This window comes from Halogeometricum pallidum JCM 14848, from assembly GCF_000337095.1.
In the GTDB taxonomy this organism is placed as follows: domain Archaea; phylum Halobacteriota; class Halobacteria; order Halobacteriales; family Haloferacaceae; genus Halogeometricum; species Halogeometricum pallidum.
Genome location: NZ_AOIV01000043.1, coordinates 38998 through 53960, shown reverse-complemented (window position 1 = coordinate 53960; position 14963 = coordinate 38998). Strand labels below are relative to the sequence as shown.

The window sequence follows — 14963 nt, the reverse complement described above, 5'->3', positions numbered from 1 at the left end:
GCTCTCACTCGAACCGCAGTCCGTCCCGCAGGTCTCTCGCACGCGCGAGCAACTCGTCCACGTCCGCGTCGTCGTCGCTCGCGCCGTCAGTCCCGGTCAGGGTGAGGTGACCCATCTTCCGCAGGGGCCGCACCTCGTCTTTTCCGTACCAGTGCAGCGACGCGCCGTCGGCGGCGAGAACCGACTCCACGCCGCCGAGTTCCGCCTCTTGCGACTCCTCCACGGTGCCGAGGACGTTCGCCATCGCCGTGGGCGACCGGCGCGCGGGCGACCCGAGCGGCCACCCGAGGACGGCGCGGACGTGCTGTTCGAACTGCGAGGTGCGCGCGCCCTCGATGGTCCAGTGCCCCGAGTTGTGCGGGCGCGGCGCTATCTCGTTGACCGATATCTCCCCCCCGTCGGTCTCGAACATCTCGATGCCGAAGACGCCGCGGCCGTCGAGCACCGAGAGCACGCCGCGGGCCACCTCGTCCGCGCGTGCGAGCGTCGACTCGTCCGTCCGGGCCGGAACGACCGTCTCGCGCAGTATCTCCTCTTCGTGCACGTTCTCGCCGACGGGGAACGTCCGCACCTCGCCGTCGCCCTGCGCGGCGATGACGGAGAGTTCGCGCGCGAAGTCGACGAACGTCTCGGCCATCGCGGGGCCGCCGACGGCGTCGAGGGCGTCCTCGATTTCGCTCTCCTCGCGGACGGGGACGTTGCCGCGGCCGTCGTAGCCGCCGGTCCGGGCCTTCAGCATCACCGACCCGAACTCCTCGAGGGCCGCGCGCAGGTCTTCGGCGTCGTCTACCCGCCGGAACGGCGGGACGGGGACGCCGGCGTCTTCGAGCGCCCGCTTCTGGACGAGTTTGTCCTCGATGAGCGACAGCGTCTCGGGCGAGGGATGTACCGAGAGGCCGTGCGCTTCGGAGACGTCGTCGAGCAGTTCCGAATCGGCGAGTTCTATCTCGAACGTCAGTGCGTCCGCCCGCGAGGCGAGTTCGCGGAACGCCTCGGGGTCGTCGAAGCCGCCGACGATCTGGTCGCGCGCGACGGGCGCGGCGGGGCAGTCGGGCGTCGGATCGAGGACGACCACCTCGACGCCGAGGGGCGCGGCCGCCTCGGCGAGCATCCGCCCGAGTTGGCCGCCGCCGACGACGCCGAGCGTGGGGCCGGGAACGGTGACAGTCACGGTCGGCCGATTGTGGACGTCGCTGCATAAGCGTTACCGAATACGGCTGAAAATGTCCACGAACGTGTATCGGAGAGAGGAGAGAGGAGAGAGGAGAGAGCGGTCGTCAGGAGGCCGTCTCGTTCGCCGGGACGCCCGCCGCGTCGAGGGCGTCGCGGTCGATGAACACGACCACGTGTTCGCTCCGGAGGCGCCAGTCGTGTTCGTAGGCGACGTAGCCGTCGAGTTGCGCCTCCGCCTCCTCGCGGCTGAACTCGCGGGCGATGACGACCGGCGGCGCGTCTGCGAGCGCTTCCTCAGCCGAGGCGTCGGGGTCGCTGCTCGACACGTTCGCGCCGTACTTCTCCATGTACCACGGCAGCGGCAGGCGGTCGTGCCAGTGGGTTCCGCCCGGCGGCGGCGGCGTCAGCAGTTCGGACTCGTTGGCGACGTGGAACACCTCCCTGTCCTCGTCGCCCGGCACCGGTCTGCTGAAGAACAGCACGTCGGTCCCCTCGTTCTGCGCGGCCACCGCCTCCACCTTCTGCAGGGACTCTTTCAGGTCGTTGCCCGGTTGCGCCCACTGGAGCACCTGCCGGTCCTCGTTCGACGTGGAGTTGAAGTACTCGACGTTGGCGACGGCGACGCCGCCGACGGCGGCGAGGACGACGACCGTCGCCAGACCGACGCTGACGGCGTCGTTCGCGGCCAGCGCCTCCCACGCCGACTCGGCGACGAAGGCGACGCCGACGGCGGCGGGGACGGCGAGGGGGACGACGATGTGGACGGCCGCCCACGGGGCCTGAATGTCCGTGGCGATCGGGTAGCCCGCCAGCGACGCCAGTCCCCAGTAGGTGGCGAACGCGACGAGTTCGCGGTACGTGCCGCCGGTCTGGAAGCCGTAGCGGTCGACGACGACGCCGATGAGCGTGAAGCCGAGGACGACCGGCGCGCCGTACACCAGCGTCTCGACGATGTCGTAGAGGTAGGGGAGATAGGCGTGGTCCTGGTGGCTGCTGCCGACCCAGGTGTCTGCGAACTCCTCCAGCGCGCCGACCGACCCGGCCTCGACGACGCCGGGGAGCCGTGAGGGGTCGCCGAACGCCTGCCAGAGGTCCGGCCGCGGCGCGTAGAAGAAGACGAAGACGGCCCAGAAGGCGACGAACGCGCCGGCGAGCGTCGCGCCGACGCGGAGCCACCCCGGCCGCGACGCCGTCCCGTGGCCCCGGACGCGGGCGCGGACCGCGGCGGGCCACCGGCCGAACACGACGTCCTGCGCGCCGTCGCCTCGGGCGGTCGCCTTCAGCAGCCGGTGGTCGAGCAGGAGCACCCCGGCGCCGAGAAAGCAGAGCACGTAGATGAGCGCGTTCTCCTTCGCGGTGAAGCCGAGCGCCAGCGACGCCGCCGCCGGGAAGGCGTAGCGGAGCCGTCCGGTGTCGAAGCCGCGGACGACGAATCCGAGCGCGAACAGCGAGAACGCGGCGACGAGCACGTCGTTGCGCATGAACCGCGAGTAGTAGACGAGAAGCGGGTTCAGCGCGAGGACGCCGGCCAGCGCGACTATCTCGGTCCGCGTCAGTCGCTCGCGGAACAGCCACGCCGCGAGGGGCAGGAGACCGCCGATGACGGCCACCGGCAAGCGGACGAGGAAGTCCGACGCCGGCGCGACGGTGAGCAGCCAGTCGTTCACGATGGGCAGGAACGGCCCGTGGACGATGGGCCGGTAGACGTGGTAGCCGGAGTCGTGATAGCGCAGTATCCAGTAGCCGACGCGGCCCTCGTCCCAGTGGAAGATGCGGCCGCCGAGCGCCACCAGACGCATCCCGAGGGCGAGGACGGAGACGGCGAGGACGGCGAGGAGCGCGCGGTTGTGAGCCGCGTCGGTGTCCGCGGGGGTCCGCGTCGCGTCCTGCTCCGAGCGAGCGGCGACGGAGCCGTCCGTCGCGGATTCGGACGAGGACGCTGGCGCGGAGGACCCCGACGCGGCGTCGTTCGAACTCATTACGACTCCCAACCGCCCCCGTGGTTAGAATGGTTACGGTCTCTCATACGGTCGTTTCACTTACTCGTCCGGTCGCTCGACGGCGAATCGGCGGCCGAGACGGGCAACTCGGGTCGCGCGTGTCGGTAGTTCTTTTATCGGAGGGTGGAACCCAAACGGTATGGTTGCACTGGGATTCGTGGTGACCGAGTTCAACGCCTCGGTCACCGACGAGATGGAGGGCGCCGCCCGCGACGCGGCCGCCGAACGCGGCGCCGACGTGGCGGACGTTCTCCGCGTACCGGGCGTCTACGACTCGCCGCTGGCCGCGGACCGACTCGCCCGACGCGACGGCGTCGACGCCGTCGTCGTCGTCGGCGCCATCGTCACCGGCGATACCGCACACGACCGAGTCATCGGCGACGCGACGGCGCAGGCGCTGACGGACGTGAGTCTCGACCGGGACACCCCGGTCACGTTCGGCGTCAGCGGGCCGGGACAGAGCGGGGCCGAGGCGAGAGAGCGCGTCGGGAAAGGTGCGGAAGCGGTAAACGCGGCGGTCGATATGGTGGAGGTGCTAGCATGAGTTTCGATTTCGCAGCCCGCGTACAGCGGGTCGAGCCCAGCGCGACGCTCGCCATCAGCAACAAGGCGGGCGAACTCGAGGAACAGGGGGTCGACGTGGTCGACCTCTCGGTCGGCGAACCGGACTTCTCGACGCCGCAGAACGTCGTCGACGCCGGACAGGAGGCGATGGACGCCGGCCACACCGGGTACACCTCCTCGAACGGCATCCGCGAACTCCGCGAAGCCATCGCGGAGAAGCTTCAAGACGACGGCATCGACGCCGACGCGGACGAGGTCATCGTCACGCCCGGCGGCAAGCAGGCGCTGTTCGAGACGTTCCAGACGCTCATCGACGACGGCGACGAAGTCGTCCTCCTCGACCCCGCGTGGGTCTCCTACGAGGCGATGGCGAAGCTCTCGAACGGTTCGCTGAACCGCGTCGACCTCGCGCCGTACGACTTCCAACTCGAACCCGCGCTGGACGACCTGCGCGAGGCCGTCTCCGACGACACCGAACTGCTCGTCGTCAACTCGCCGTCGAACCCGACCGGCGCCGTCTACTCCGACGCGGCCCTCGAGGGCGTCCGCGACCTGGCGGTCGAACACGACATCGCGGTCATCTCCGACGAGATATACAAGGAGATAACGTACGACGCCGACCTCACCAGCCTCGCCTCCATGGAGGGGATGGCCGAGCGGACCGTGACGATAAACGGCTTCTCGAAGGCGTACTCGATGACCGGGTGGCGCCTCGGCTACCTGCACGCGCCCGAGGACCTCGTCTCGCAGGCGGCGAAGCTCCACTCGCACTCGGTGTCCTGTGCGGTCAACTTCGTCCAGCACGCGGGCGTCGAGGCCATCACGAACACCGACGACGCCGTCTCGGAGATGCGCGACGCGTTCCGAGAGCGCCGCGACATGCTCGCGGACCTGTTCGCCGAGCACGACGTCGAGGTGCCCGTCGGCGACGGCGCGTTCTACATGATGATTCCGGTGGACGACGACGACACCTCGTGGTGCGAACGCGCCATCGAGGAGGCCCACGTCGCCACTGTCCCCGGTACGGCGTTCGGGTCGCCCGGCTACGCCCGCATCTCCTACGCCGCCAGCGAGGAGCGACTGCGCGAGGCCGTCGACCGCCTCGCCGAACACGACCTCATCTGAGACCGTCTCCGTTCGACGCGATTTTTTGCTTTTTCTTTCGCCTCCCGCCGCCGCTACTTCCTGAGCGACTCCACCGGCCGCTCGGACGCCGCCTTCCACGCCGGGTAGAGCCCGCTCAGGACGCTGGTGACGATGCCGAACACGACGGCCAGTCCGATGTACATCAGGTTCACCGGCGCGAACGTCAGGAGAGGGTCCGACAGCACCACCTGATTGAGGACGAGGCCGGCGAGGACGGCGAGGATGGCCCCGAAGAACCCGCCGACGAAGCCGAGCAGTCCCGCCTCGGCGAGTATCATCTTCACCACGTCGAGCTTCTGCACGCCGACGGCGCGGAGCACGCCGATCTCCTGTCTGCGCTCGATGGTGCTCATCAGCATCACGTTCAGGATGGCCACGCCCGCGACGACCAGGGAGATGGAGCCGATGCCGATGAGGAAGGCGTTGAGGATGCCGAAGAACTGGTTGATGCCCTCGGTGATGCTGCCCAACTCGAAGATGGTCACCTTCTCCTCGCGGTCGTTCAACTCCTCGCGGACGGCGACGGCCGTCTCGTTCGCCGCCGTCCCCGACGGCGACCGGACGACCACCTGCGAGTAGCCCGACTCGTCGAACGACTCGATTGGGACGATGACGGCGCCGTTCGGGTTCAGAAGCGAGATGCCGTCCTGCTGTTCGAGGATGCCGACGACGCGGAACGACTCGTTGTCGAGGGTGATGCGGTTGCCCACCTGTAGCTCCAACCGCTCGGCGAGCGACGACCCGACGAGCGCCCCCTGCCGGAGGCGTTCGGGCGCCTGCCCGTCCGACGCCTCGTACAGCGCCCCGGGATTCTCGATGCCGTACACCGTGGCTATCGTCCTGTCTTCCCCCCTCGTCAGCGTCGCCGTCCTCTGCCTGATGGGCACCACCGTCCCCTCGTCGGTGACGCGTCTGATGTCGGCCACGTCGCGGTCGGTGAGCCGCTCGAACCCCTCCTCGGCGTTCGGCGTGATCTGTATCTCGTTGCCGATGTCGCCGAGTTGCTCGGTCGCCCCCGTCCGCAGCGTCGTCCCGAACATGCCGAGCGAGGCGATGGCGAGGACGCCGATGATGATGCCGAGCGCCGCTAACCCCGACCGGAGGCGGTTCCGCGAGAGGTTCCGGCGTGCCATCAGGAGCGCGGGTATCCGGCGGTAGAGCCGTTCGAGAGCGCTCACGTTCCGAACTCCTCCGTCAGTTCGTCCGGCCTCCCCTCCTCGGTCAGCACGCCGTCGACGAGGTTGACGACCCGGTCGGCGTACTGCCGGAGTTGGTCGTCGTGCGTGACGGCGATGACGGCGACGTCCTCCTCGACTTTCAGTTCGGTGAACAGTTCGAGCACGTCCCGGCCCGTCTTCCTGTCTAGGTTCCCCGTCGGTTCGTCCGCCAGGAGGATGCGCGGTTCGTTGATGAGGGCGCGCGCGATGGCGACACGCTGTTTCTGCCCGCCGGAGAGTTGGTCCGGTCGGTGCTCGATTCGCTCGCCGAGGCCGACGCGTTCGAGCAGTTCCACGCCCCTGTCGCGGGCCGTCGGGTCGCGGCCGAACAGCGTCGGCACCTCCACGTTCTCGATGGCCGACAGCGTCGGGATGAGAAAGAAGTCCTGGAAGATGAAGCCGATGGCGTCCTTCCGCTGGGTCGTCATCTCCTCGTCGGAGAGGTCGGTCACGTCGCTGCCGTCGAGGCGGACGACGCCCTCGGAGGGGACGTCGAGGAGGCCGAGCACGTTCAGCATCGTGGACTTCCCGCTCCCCGAGGGCCCCATGATGGCGACGAACTCCCCCGGTTCCGCGGCGAAGTTCACGTCCTTCAGGGCTTCGAGCGTCTCGGTGCCGCTCTGATACCGCTTCCAGACGCCTTCGAGTTCGATGATGGACGTCGCCGTCATCGTCGGAAGTACGCGTACCCGGCGATACCGACGATAACGAGGAACGCCAGCACGGCCACGACGAGGAGCGGAAGCATCGGGAGGCCGCCGTCGCCGTCGTCCCCCTCGGCCGGTTGCGCGTTCAGGTCGCTCACGTCGAGTTCGGTTCGCGTCGTCCGCTCCTCGCCGTTCGCCAGATACGTCACCTCGATGGGCACCGTCTCCGTCCCCGGAGCCACCTCGGCGTAGAGGTCGAACGAGGAGAAGTCGCTCGACGGGATGCTCCCGACGAAGTACTCGGGGTTGGGGCGGGCGGGCGTCACGTTCTCCGTGCGGACGACGCGGACGACGACGCTGTCGACGTCGCCGAGTCCGACGTTGCTGGCCGTCCCGGAGACGTGGAGTTTCCCCTCCTCCGTCTCGTAGTCGAGGCCGGTGAGTTCGATTCGGCCGGGGTTGGCCGAGTAGTTGAGGCGCGTCGTCGCCTCGCCGGTCCGTCCGCCGGTTTCGTAGCGGACGCGGACGTCCATCGGACCCGTCTCGACGTTCGAGACGTTGATTCGAGCGGTCCGCGTCTCGTCGGGGGCGACGTCCGCGACGGGACGCCGGAACAGCACGCTCCCGTCGCGAACGAGTTCGACGACGGCGTCTTCGAGGGGGGCGTTCCCGAGATTGGAGACGTCGACGGCCACGTCGGGGGTCGCGCCGTCGCCGACGACGCTCGCGTCCAGTTGGACGCTCTCTCTGAGCGGGTCGGCGTCGAGCGTGACCGTCTCGGTGACGGTTCGCGTGCTCCCGGAGGTGGTGGTGTACTGGACCCGCGCCTCCAGTTCGGTCGTCCGCGACCGCGGCGTCACGGAGAAGTTGAACGTCTGCGACGCGTTGCCCGGAAGCGTCGCCAGCACCCGCGTGTCGTCCTCGATGCCGGCGTCGCCCGAGAGGGAGACGCGGAGGTTCCGCACGGCGGCGTCCTCCCCGTTGGCGGCCGTCACCTGCACCGTCCCCTCCGTGCCGACGACGGCGTCGCCGGTGGAGACACCTATCTGCGGACCGCCCTCCCGGACGGTGACGACGACGGGGTACTGCAGGCGGACGACTCCGTCGTCCGGGTTTCGACCGACGACGTAGACGCGGAGTTCGCGCGTGCCGGGGGAGTCGAACGACGCCGTCAGGGGCACGGTGACGTCGGATCCCGGCGGGAGCGTCCCGATGTCCTCGACGCGGCCGATGTCCTTCGTCGACCCGCGCTGGCGCACGTACACGTCGGTTATCTCGAACCCGCCGTCGCTCTGTTGGCTGTTCTGAATCGTCGTCCGGACGGTGAACTGTTCGCCGGGCGCCGGTTGCTCGGGCGACACCGTGGCCTCGGAGATGAACGCCGTCGTCTCGGCGTCGACGAGACCGATTCCGGCGAGCGACGACAGCACCACGAGGAGGGCGAGAGCGAAGACGGCTGCTCGGCTCATGTAATCTGAGTAAAAAGAGCGCCGGGGAGCGTAAAAAAGTGCCGTGCGGAGCGTCCCGCCGTCCGGTGATACCGGGACGCGACCGAATGGCCGGTTCGGGGCTGGCGGGACGCCGTCGAGCGGGCGCGAGTTTTTATACGGTCACGGACCCAGCACCGTACGAATGCACGTCCGGGACCTGCCGCTCCCCGGCCCGGTACTGGAGCACTACGAGTCCGGGGGTATCGAGGAGTTGTATCCGCCGCAGGCCGCCGCCGTCGAGGCCGGCGTGACCGAGGGCGCACGCCTCGTCGCCGCCATCCCCACCGCCTCGGGGAAGACCTTCATCGCCGAACTCGCCATGCTCACGGCCGGCGGACCCGCCCTGTACATCGTTCCGCTCCGCGCCCTCGCGCGCGAGAAGTACGAGACGTTCTCCGAACTGCCCGGCGTGAGCGTCGGTATCTCGACGGGCGACTTCGACGCGACGGACGAGGACCTCGCGGGGAACGATATCGTCGTCGCCACCGCCGAGAAGGTGGATTCGGCCATCCGAACCGGCGCGTCGTGGGTCGAGTCGCTCGCCTGCGTCGTCGTCGACGAGGTGCACCTCCTCGGCTCGGACGGCCGCGGGCCGACGCTCGAAGTCACGCTGGCGACGCTTCAGCGCCGCGCCCCCGGTCTCCAGATAGTCGCCCTCTCGGCGACGGTGGACAACCCCGAGGACATCGCCGATTGGCTCGACGCCGAACTCGTCGAGACGACGTGGCGGCCCGTCTCGCTCCGCACCGGCGTCTACGCCGACGGCGACGTGCGGTTCGACGACGAGTCGACGCTGGCCGTCGACGTGGAGGCGCCGGGACCGAACGAGGACGGCGCGACGGAGGCGACGGCGGCCCTCGTCGCCGACGCCGTCGACGACGGCGGGCAGTGTCTCGCGTTCGTCCGCTCCCGCCGCGAGGCCGAGTCGCTGGCGCGCCGACTGGCGATGGAACCGCTCGCCGACTGTCCGGAGTTGGCCGACGCCGTCTCGGAACTCGGGCGGACGGAGACGGGGACGCGCCTCGCCGACGCCGTCGAATCGGGCGTCGCGTTCCATCACGCGGGCGTCCGAAGCAGCCACCGCGCCCTCGTCGAGAACGCGTTCCGCGAGCGGACGCTGAAAGTCATCTGCGCGACGCCGACGCTCGCGGCGGGCGTGAACGTCCCCGCGCGCCGCGTCGTCGTCCGCGACCTGAAGCGTTACACCGGCGAGGAGATGGCGTGGCTCCCCGTCCTCGAAGTCCACCAGATGTGCGGCCGCGCGGGCCGCCCGCACCTCGACCCCTACGGCGAGGCCGTCCTCCTGGCCGAGGGCGACGACGACGCGGCCGTCGCCGAACTGTGGGACCGCTACGTCACCGCCGGCCCCGAGGCCGTCGAGTCGAAACTCGCCGCGCGCGACGCCCTGCGGACGCACGTCCTGAGCGTCGTCGCCTCCGGATTCGCCGATTCCCAAGAGAGCGTCCTCGACCTCCTGGACGCGACGTTCTTCGCCCACCAGTCGCCCGACGTCGACCTCACGCGCCTCGTCGGCAGCGTCGTCGAGGAACTCGTCGGGATGGAGATGCTGGCCGCGGGCGGTGACGGGGAGGGCGAGGCGGAACTGGCGGCGACGGAACTCGGCGGCGTCGTCTCCCGGCAGTACGTCACGCCGGAGACGGGCGCCCGGTTAGTCGACGGGGTGCGGGCGGCGGCGGGGATGGACCCCGAGAACGTCACCGAACTGACCGCCCTCGAAATCGTCTGCGACACGCCCGACATGCACGGGACGTACCTCGGCAACCGGGAGCGAGCGGCGATGTACCGCTTCGCCAGCGGCCACGCCGCGGAGTTCACGACGGCGATGAACGACACCGACGACTTCGAGGAGTGGCTCTGCGCGGTGAAACTCGCGCGCATCGTCCGCGAGTGGACCGAGGGAGAGTCCGTCGAGGCCATCGTCGAGAACTACCGCATCGGCCCGGGCGACCTGGAGGCCCGACTCGAACGCGTCGAGTGGTTGCTCGGCGCGGCGGACGCCATCGCCGCCGTCGTGGAGGCCAACCTGCCGGTGTTCCGCGAGGTGCGCGAACGGCTCTGAGGGGGTCGGACGCGACGCCGCGGCGACGGGAGTTCGGGTTACTAACTACTTCGACGGTTCGACGCTCGACGCGGCGTCGTCGGCGTCCGCGTTGGCGTTGGCGTCCCCCGACCCGGCGAGACTCCGATAGCCGGCGACGGCGGCGGCGACGAGGACGGCGCCGGAGGNGACGCTCGACGCGGCGTCGTCGGCGTCCGCGTTGGCGTTGGCGTCCCCCGACCCGGCGAGACTCCGATAGCCGGCGACGGCGGCGGCGACGAGGACGGCGCCGGAGGTGTTCACCGCGAGGTCTATCACCGTATCCTCGACGTAGAAGGCGGCCGACCAGCCGTACCAGAAGTCCTTGAAGACGAACTCGTACACCTCGAAGCCGGCGCCGATGGCGAAGACCGACGGAATCAGCCACAGCGGCGACCGGGTCACCGCCGCGGTCCGGCGGTGGGTCAACGCGAGGAGGACGGCGACGCCGAGGCCGCCCATCGCGTGCGTGAGGAGGTCCCACCACGGCACCGCCGTGTAGACGCCGTACCGGAGGCCGCCGAAGTGAAACGCCGAGACGAGGACGGCCCACAGCGCCATCCCGACCCACGCGGCGGTCACCCGGTCGCCGCGCGGCAGGTCGGCCCGGAGTCGGGCGAGGAGCGTTCGGGGCCACGACAGCACGTCGCCGGGGAACCCCGGCGTCGCCGCGGCGACGCCGACGGCGAGGACCGCGAGGAGCAACGACCCGACGCCGACGACGAGTCGCGGGGAGGAGTGGGGCAGCGCAGACATCTCATCGAAACGAAATCTCACGCCGGATAAATCTCTTGTGTTACCTCGAATGGGCCTCTCCCGCCGCGGGCGGGGAGTCCGCGCGGTTCGTCGCGGCCCCGGCGCAGTGCGTCGTTCTTTCGCCGTGGGAACCAGCGGGTATATCTATCGGACCGGGTCGCATCTTCCCGAACGTAAGGTGAATTAAGATGGCAACGACGACGCAGACGGGGACGACAAACACGTTCGAGAGCACGGTGGCGGGTGTGACCGTCAGGGGGCGGGCCCACTCGCTCAGCGCCTGGTTCGTCCTCGCGCTTCGCCTCATGATGGGTATCGCCTTCGCCTACTCGGGCGTCGCGAAAATTCTCGCCGGCTTCGACGCGACGGGCTATCTCGCGAACGCGACGGTGGCCAACGGGTCGCCCGCGGCGGGTCTGTTCGTCGCCATGGCCGGCAACGAGGCGTTCATGGCGTTCGTGAACGTCGCCGTCCCGTGGGGTGAACTCGCCATCGGCCTGGCGCTCATCGTCGGCCTCCTGACCCGCTTCGCGGCGTTCTGGGGGGCGCTCATGATGTTCATGTTCTACCTCGGAAACTGGGAGGTCGGACACGGCCTCATCAACGGCGACTTCGCGTACATGCTCGTGTTCCTCGCCGTCGCCGCCTTCGGTGCGGGCCGCATCCTCGGCCTCGACGCCTTCGTCGAGCGCTATCAGGTCGACGGACGGCTCCTCATCGAGAAGTACCCCGCCCTCGACTACGTCCTCGGGTGAACCCGAGGCGGGTTCGTTTTTCGCCTCGGTTCGGGCGTACCGCTCGATAGTCCGCGGAGCGTCTCTGCGTCGCGAACGCAGTCCACTCCGTGAACGCCCGTTCGAGGTTCTTGTACGGCCTGCAGTACTCAGCGTCGGAGTCCGCACTCTCGCTTTTAGCGCTCCTCGCTTCTATCGTCGGACGCTCGTGGTCCGTCCTCGTCTGTCGTTCCGGCGGCCCGGTCGTCGTTCACAGCGGTGCGAAGGGGACGAGAAAGGGCGGCGGCGCGTTCGACGGTTTCGTGGAATCAGAACACAGCCCGGTCACTCGACGTAGAGCGAGTAGGTGATGATGGCGAACCCCAACAGCGTGAGCAGCGAGTCGACGAGGACGCCGACGACGAGATCGAGGCCGAAGACGACGTCGAGGACGCCCGCGACGGTGGCGCCGAACGTGATGATGCCGAACCCGAGCGTCAGCGCGCGGAGCGAGGACTCGCCGGTCCGGCGGTACGCCTTGAAGCTGAAGTAGGTGATGAGTCCCCCGAGGACGAGGATGGCCGTCTGGACGGCGATGAGCGCGGTGGCCAACACCGGCGCGTTGGCGAAGTGGCTCACTTCGTCTCCCTCCGGACGGCCGACCAGATGTCGGCGAGCTGTCGTTCGGGGGACTGGTCGGGTTGGACCACGTCGACGCGGAGTCGTCGGTCCTCGGAGAGTTCGATGCGCACCTCGTCGAACGTCACCTCGTACGTGGTCGTGTGGTGCCCGTCGGCGCGTATCTCCGTCCCCTCGGTCAGCAGGTTGGCCTCGGTGAGGAGGTCCAACTTGCGGTACGTCGTCGAGAGCGGGATTTCACACTCGTCGGATAGTTCGCTTGCCGTCATAGGTTCTGCTAGTGCTCTGATGATGGCTCGGGCGTCCGCGTCGTCTAGGGCGTCGAGGACGGAGAGGAGTTCCCCCGACTCCCCGGCGGACCGTTCGCGTGCCATTGGCCGCACTCGTCCGTGGGGGACAATAACCTTCGCGGATGCCGCCCGCACCGTTCGAGGGACGAACCAGGCGCAGGGCGTCGACGCGGCCGACCGGGGTCGCGGCGCCGACTCACTCCGCGCGCCGGTACGTGGCCGTCAGCGTCGTCCGCTCGACGAGTGCGTCGTCTATCGCGCGCGAGACTTGCTCGTGCCGGGCGCCGGGGTGCAGGTCGAGCACGCGGTCCAGCGCGTACAGAGTGATTCGGTACTCGTGGGGGGTGTCACCCCGCGACGGGCACGCGGCGAAGTACCCGAGCGTGCCGCCGTCGTTTCGGCCCTGCCGAGCCCCGCCGAGGGCGATTTCGTCCTTCGGGACCCCCGCCGGAACATCGGTCGTGTCGGCGGGGACGTTCCACAGGAGCCAGTGGACGAACGGGTTCTGCCCGGGCGCGTCGGGGTCGTCCACGACGAGCGCGAGCGATTCGGTCTCCTCGGGAACGCCCGCGATGGAGAGCGGCGGCGACTCGCCGGCCCCGTCGCAGGTGTACCGCGCCGGGAGCCCCTCTCCGCGCTCGAACGCGGGAGAGGCGACGGTCAAACCCGCGACGTTCGACAGTTGGCGACGCTCGGTTCCCCCGTCGGCGACGACTGTTCGTCCCCCCTCAGGGACGGTCCTACGGTCCATACGGGCAACACGTTTCCCAACACGAAAGTGTTTGCCACGGGATAGTTGTCAACCGCTCGTTCTCTACCCTCTCTCGATAAGTCAGCCGGTCGGGACGGAACCGAAATCAAGGGACTGACACGCGAGTCGGCGGAAGCCATCACTCCTCTGAGGGTTCGTACGCGCCCGCGCGCCGCAACTTTCCCGCCTCGCGGAGGACGCGGGGCGTTCGGCAGACGCCGGGCGCGCCCGCCGCCTGCGGGACGGCGCAGTTGTTGCAGTTCTCGCAGACCGCCTCCGCATCGTCCGCGCCGAGCAGTCGCGCCGGCAGGCGCGGTTCGGCGTAGAAGGGCCGGCCCATCCCGACGGCGTCGCAGGCGCCGCCGAGGAGTCGGTCCGCCTCCGCCCGGCCGCGAACCCCGCCCTCGCAGAGCACCGGCACGTCGACGGCGCGGCGGACGCGGCGGCACAGGTCGGCGTTCCACGTCGGGTCGAAGTCGTACGCCTTCGACTCCACCCAGTTGCCGAACGCGACGAGTCGGGCGCGGAGTCGCCCGCCGAACGCCGCCTCGTAGCCCGCGCGGTACCGGTCGTCCGACCACGCGCGCGCCGGGTACTCGCCCCTGACGACGCTCGCGTCCCAGAACACCGAGGCGGTCACCGGCACGACGGCGTCGTAGCCGTGGTCTGCGAGGCGGGCGCAGATGTCCACCGCGTCGTCGGCGGAGAGGCGCCTGCGGACGACGGGCGGGGCGGCCGTCTCGGCGGGTACCTTCGTCATCAGGGGCACGTCGCCCGCCCGCGATCGAATCTCGTCGTGGACGAGTTCGAGGAAGCGGGCGCCGTCGGCGAACTCGTCCGCTCTCCGGTTGTAGAACGGCGAGAGGAACTGCTGGAGTATCCCCATGTTCGCCCCCGCGAGGTGAATCACGTCGTACCCGGCGTCGGCGCACCGCCTCGCCGCGCGCCCGAAGTCGGCGGCCAGTTCGTACGCCTCCTCGGTCGAGAGGACGCGCGCGTCGTAGTCGAGAAAGCCCGTCGCGGCCATCGCGCGGAGGAGTCGCGGCGGTTCGGAGACGGCGAGTTGTTCGAGGTCCGGGTTGTCCTCCCGGAAACCGGCGTGCCACGTCTCCATGCTCCGCAGGCCGCCGTGTTCGAGTTGGACGGCTATCCGCCCGCCGTGGTTGTGCACGGCGTCGGTGAGACGCGATAGGTCCGCGACGAACCCGTCGTCGTGGACGCGGGTCATCCCCGGCGCGGCGCACCCGCCCTCCCCGCGGACGATGGTCGCCCCCTGACAGACCAGTCCCGCGCCCGCCTCGGCCGCGGGTTCCAACTCGGCGACGAGGCGGTCCACGGCGCCGGGACCGTTCCCCGCACACTCCAACAGCGGTGCGCGGTAGAGACGGTTCGGGACCGTCGCGTCGCCGATTCGAAAGGGGGAATCGAGCCGAGTCATACCCGCGTCTCGCCCGCGACGACCAAAGAGACGGCGGACGG

At 69.5% G+C, this 14963-nt stretch carries 13 protein-coding genes; 4 read left to right on the top strand and 9 right to left on the bottom strand.

Annotated elements, in window-relative coordinates; translation table 11 throughout:
* Nucleotides 1-4: 4 nt before the first annotated feature.
* A complete protein-coding gene (locus tag C474_RS19020; RefSeq protein ID WP_008389737.1) occupies nt 5-1171 on the bottom strand; it encodes a 5-(carboxyamino)imidazole ribonucleotide synthase in 1167 nt (388 codons plus the stop codon).
* A gap of 106 nt (nt 1172-1277) precedes the next feature.
* Nucleotides 1278-3152 (bottom strand): flippase activity-associated protein Agl23, encoded by a 1875-nt coding sequence (locus C474_RS19015; RefSeq protein WP_008389736.1) that lies wholly within the window; start codon nt 3150-3152, stop codon nt 1278-1280.
* A 160-nt stretch (nt 3153-3312) separates the two neighbouring features.
* On the opposite strand from C474_RS19015, the gene ribH reads away from it, so the two are divergent.
* Both ribH and C474_RS19005 read left to right on the top strand, forming a co-directional pair.
* A complete protein-coding gene (ribH, locus tag C474_RS19010) occupies nt 3313-3717 on the top strand; it encodes a 6,7-dimethyl-8-ribityllumazine synthase (RefSeq protein ID WP_008389733.1) in 405 nt (134 codons plus the stop codon).
* On the top strand, nt 3714-4862 hold the full coding sequence (locus tag C474_RS19005) for a pyridoxal phosphate-dependent aminotransferase (protein WP_008389732.1): 1149 nt from the start codon (nt 3714-3716) through the stop codon (nt 4860-4862). The genes ribH and C474_RS19005 overlap by 4 nt, the downstream gene beginning before the upstream one ends.
* Before the next feature lie 53 nt (nt 4863-4915).
* Here C474_RS19005 and C474_RS19000 read toward each other — a convergent pair whose 3' ends face one another.
* The 3 genes from C474_RS19000 to C474_RS18990 are packed head-to-tail and all read right to left on the bottom strand — an operon-like array spanning nt 4916 to nt 8216.
* Nucleotides 4916-6061, bottom strand: a complete 1146-nt coding sequence (locus C474_RS19000) for an ABC transporter permease (RefSeq protein ID WP_008389730.1) — start codon at nt 6059-6061, stop codon at nt 4916-4918.
* The gene (locus tag C474_RS18995) at nt 6058-6771 is read right to left on the bottom strand and encodes an ABC transporter ATP-binding protein (protein ID WP_008389728.1); all 714 of its coding nucleotides are present in this window, start codon (nt 6769-6771) and stop codon (nt 6058-6060) included. Before C474_RS18995 ends, C474_RS19000 begins: the two co-directional genes overlap by 4 nt.
* Entirely contained in the window at nt 6768-8216 is a 1449-nt protein-coding gene (locus tag C474_RS18990; protein ID WP_008389726.1) for a COG1361 family protein, read from the bottom strand. The genes C474_RS18995 and C474_RS18990 overlap by 4 nt, the downstream gene beginning before the upstream one ends.
* 163 nt (nt 8217-8379) lie before the next feature.
* On the opposite strand from C474_RS18990, the gene C474_RS18985 reads away from it, so the two are divergent.
* Both C474_RS18985 and C474_RS18975 read left to right on the top strand, forming a co-directional pair.
* Nucleotides 8380-10317, top strand: a complete 1938-nt coding sequence (locus tag C474_RS18985) for a DEAD/DEAH box helicase (protein ID WP_008389724.1) — start codon at nt 8380-8382, stop codon at nt 10315-10317.
* 962 nt (nt 10318-11279) lie between these two features.
* Entirely contained in the window at nt 11280-11846 is a 567-nt protein-coding gene (locus C474_RS18975; protein WP_008389721.1) for a DoxX family protein, read from the top strand.
* 303 nt (nt 11847-12149) lie between these two features.
* Here the strand turns inward: C474_RS18975 and C474_RS18970 are convergent, their stop codons facing one another.
* The 4 genes from C474_RS18970 to C474_RS18955 form a co-directional block, all read right to left on the bottom strand.
* Nucleotides 12150-12443: a DUF7521 family protein gene (locus C474_RS18970; protein ID WP_008389719.1), complete on the bottom strand. Its 294-nt coding sequence runs from the start codon at nt 12441-12443 to the stop codon at nt 12150-12152.
* Nucleotides 12440-12817 (bottom strand): winged helix-turn-helix domain-containing protein, encoded by a 378-nt coding sequence (locus C474_RS18965; RefSeq protein ID WP_008389717.1) that lies wholly within the window; start codon nt 12815-12817, stop codon nt 12440-12442. The genes C474_RS18970 and C474_RS18965 overlap by 4 nt, the downstream gene beginning before the upstream one ends.
* Before the next feature lie 112 nt (nt 12818-12929).
* Complete coding sequence (locus C474_RS18960; RefSeq protein ID WP_008389715.1) at nt 12930-13484, bottom strand: YbhB/YbcL family Raf kinase inhibitor-like protein; 555 nt, start codon at nt 13482-13484, stop codon at nt 12930-12932.
* 139 nt (nt 13485-13623) lie between these two features.
* The gene (locus tag C474_RS18955) at nt 13624-14922 is read right to left on the bottom strand and encodes an oxidoreductase (RefSeq protein WP_008389714.1); all 1299 of its coding nucleotides are present in this window, start codon (nt 14920-14922) and stop codon (nt 13624-13626) included.
* Nucleotides 14923-14963: the final 41 nt, after the last annotated feature.

Excerpts from the sequence above, each read along its gene's own strand:
- C474_RS19015 (WP_008389736.1), bottom strand. The coding sequence starts at position 3,152 with ATGAGTTCGAACGACGCCGCGTCGGGGTCCTCCGCGCCAGCGTCCTCG.
- ribH (WP_008389733.1), top strand. The coding sequence starts at position 3,313 with ATGGTTGCACTGGGATTCGTGGTGACCGAGTTCAACGCCTCGGTCACC.
- C474_RS19005 (WP_008389732.1), top strand. The coding sequence starts at position 3,714 with ATGAGTTTCGATTTCGCAGCCCGCGTACAGCGGGTCGAGCCCAGCGCG.
- C474_RS18995 (WP_008389728.1), bottom strand. The coding sequence starts at position 6,771 with ATGACGGCGACGTCCATCATCGAACTCGAAGGCGTCTGGAAGCGGTAT.
- C474_RS18990 (WP_008389726.1), bottom strand. The coding sequence starts at position 8,216 with ATGAGCCGAGCAGCCGTCTTCGCTCTCGCCCTCCTCGTGGTGCTGTCG.
- C474_RS18985 (WP_008389724.1), top strand. The coding sequence starts at position 8,380 with ATGCACGTCCGGGACCTGCCGCTCCCCGGCCCGGTACTGGAGCACTAC.
- C474_RS18975 (WP_008389721.1), top strand. The coding sequence starts at position 11,280 with ATGGCAACGACGACGCAGACGGGGACGACAAACACGTTCGAGAGCACG.
- C474_RS18965 (WP_008389717.1), bottom strand. The coding sequence starts at position 12,817 with ATGGCACGCGAACGGTCCGCCGGGGAGTCGGGGGAACTCCTCTCCGTC.
- C474_RS18960 (WP_008389715.1), bottom strand. The coding sequence starts at position 13,484 with ATGGACCGTAGGACCGTCCCTGAGGGGGGACGAACAGTCGTCGCCGAC.
- C474_RS18955 (WP_008389714.1), bottom strand. The coding sequence starts at position 14,922 with ATGACTCGGCTCGATTCCCCCTTTCGAATCGGCGACGCGACGGTCCCG.